3 protein-coding genes are annotated in these 2,360 nt (G+C 49.1%); all 3 read right to left on the bottom strand.

Features of this window, described 5'->3' with window-relative positions; translation table 11 throughout:
- Window positions 1-37 precede the first annotated feature (37 nt).
- Window positions 38-1,654: an IS66 family transposase gene (locus tag Q2J39_RS10630; protein ID WP_300968166.1), complete on the bottom strand. Its 1,617-nt coding sequence runs from the start codon at window positions 1,652-1,654 to the stop codon at window positions 38-40.
- 142 nt (window positions 1,655-1,796) lie between these two features.
- Window positions 1,797-2,138 (bottom strand): IS66 family insertion sequence element accessory protein TnpB, encoded by a 342-nt coding sequence (gene tnpB / locus Q2J39_RS10625; RefSeq protein ID WP_173039957.1) that lies wholly within the window; start codon window positions 2,136-2,138, stop codon window positions 1,797-1,799.
- The coding region (locus tag Q2J39_RS10620) for a hypothetical protein (protein WP_300968165.1) at window positions 2,132-2,360 on the bottom strand (229 nt) is incomplete at its 5' end. The genes tnpB and Q2J39_RS10620, both read right to left, overlap by 7 nt.

The raw sequence follows: 2,360 nt of genomic DNA, 5'->3' as shown, positions 1-2,360 counted from the left end.
CCCCAGCCCTTTGCGAGTTGGAGTAATTCACTATAATTCACATGCGATTTTTGATAGATTGGAGTTTTTCACTCCAGGGTGCAAGCTCTGCGAGCTGATCATCGGTCATCTCTTTCGTTGGACGATGGTCCAACAGAAATTTAAGATATCCGTAAACATTCAGGTCATGCGCCTTTGCCATCTCAACCATTGTATAGACTACAGCACTGGCATTGGCTCCTTCTGCAGAATCACTGAACAGCCAGTTCTTCCGGCCGACCGCAAACGGACGGATCGCGTTCTCGCTGAGATTGTTTGTGAAGCTGCAGCGGCCATCCTCCAGATAAGTCTGTGCTGTTTCCCGCCGGTTAAGGACATAATTCACCGCTTTATCCATGCGGGTATTCCGGACTGGTTTTTGCTGCTCAAGCCATGACCAGAAAGCCTCCAGAACAGGTTTTTCCTTCTCGAGACGCAGTACCTTCCGCTTTTCATAATCACCGGGATATTTTTTGTGAATGGAATCCTCTATGGCAAACAGGCGGTTACAATACTGGACTCCCTGTACGGCCGGCAGGCTGTAATCATACTGTTTCCCTTTGGGAACGGCGTCGATAAAGTACCGGCGGATATGTGCCCAGCAGGAACACCGCTTGATATCCGGCAGGCTGTTGTAGCCCTGATAACCATCCGTTTCCAGATACCCATGATAGCCTTCCAAAAACTCCTTTGCATGGCTGCCGCTCCTGGTTGGTGAATAGCCATATAAAATAATGGCAGGAAGGCCGTCTTCGCCGCTGCGGAACAGCCACATGAAGGATTGCGTCTGTGCCCGACGCTCTTCTTCCTTCAGTACCTGGACCCGGGTCTCATCTGCCATTGCGAAGCTGCGCCCCAGCAGTTCCCGGTGGAAATAATCATACATTGGCTGAAAGTAATTCCTGGAGCAATAGATAATCCAGTTGGCAAGTGTCGTCCTGCTGATCTGGGCACCATACTGTTTCCAGTCTTTCTCCTGACGGTAAAGGGGAAGTCCGTTGGCGTACTTCTGATACATCGTCCATGCAACGGCAGATGCGGTCGCCGGACCTTTTCCTACCAGAGCCTTCGGAACTTGGGACTTTACGATCACAGGTTTTTCTGTGTCTCCCAATCCTTCCTTACAAGACGGACATCCATAACTCTGGCTGTAGTATTCGATCACTTTGCATGTGGCCGGGATGAATTCCAGCTCACGGCGGACATACTCTTCGCCGATCAGAACCATCTGCGTACCGCAGACCGGGCAGGCCTGATCTTCTTCCGGAAGAGGGATGACTGCTTTTTCAACCTTCAGGCCTTTAAAAAGATCCTCATGGGTTGCTTTCTTCTTGCGGGTATGCTCCCGGATCACGGTCTCTTCTTCCAACAGGGAAAGATCCTGTTCCACTTCCGCTTCATCAAAGAGGTTCTGCTGCCCCGGAATGTCATCGGTTCTTTTTTCGCTGGAGGAACCGAAAAGCTTTTTGGTCAGATAGTCTACCTGTTCCTGAAGGGCTTTTTCGTGGCTGGTTTTTTCGTCAATAACAAGACGGAGAGATCTGATCAGTTCCGTCTGCTCACAGATCATTGTTTTCAGCTGTGTTATAGTGTCCTTCAGCTCTCGCAGCTGGATGTCTTTTGCACTGGAAGCCATCGTTCTCTCCTTGGATTTGATATCTTTATTATACCAGAAATACAGCTATTTCTAAAGGAAAACAAGGGCTGAAAAACGCTGAATTTATAAGGAAATCAGACATTTTTCTGTGCAGGATTTTTACCGGAATCCAGATGCTTTTTTACTCTGCTTTAAGTGCTTTTGGCTGGTCGATATCAATTCCTGACATCAGCCAGTCGAACTCCCGCCAGGAAAGATTCCGGACTTCCGACTGCTTCCTTGGCCATTGATAGCCGCCCCGGACAGACAGCCGTTTATAGATCAGGACAAAGCCATCCGGTTCACGGAACAGGGCTTTGATCCTGTCCCGTCTTCTTCCACAAAACAGGAAGAGCGCACTGGATGCCGGATCCATCTTAAGCTGGTCTTCGATCATGGCACAGAGACCATCGATCGATTTGCGCATATCTGTATAGCCGCAGACAATGTAAATCTTTTCGAGGCCGGAGATATCACCTAACATGAGGTCTCCCGGATCAGGCAGAGTGTCCTGGTGAGCAGGACAGGATCGGCATCATTGCTGATGCGAATTGTTACATCATTCATGAACACTTCAATCGTATGTGAATTGTCAAGGTTCGTCTGGTGCATCTGCGATGCTATATGCTGTTCCGGAAGGTGATCCGAAACAATGTCAATGGGAACCACGTCCTGCTTTGAACGCGGGATCTCACAATGACCATAA

The organism is uncultured Allobaculum sp. (genome assembly GCF_948576815.1).
GTDB lineage: Bacteria > Bacillota_I > Bacilli_A > Erysipelotrichales > Erysipelotrichaceae > Allobaculum > Allobaculum fili.
Note: the sequence above shows the minus strand (reverse complement) of the source record. Positions and strands in the feature narration are given on the sequence as shown.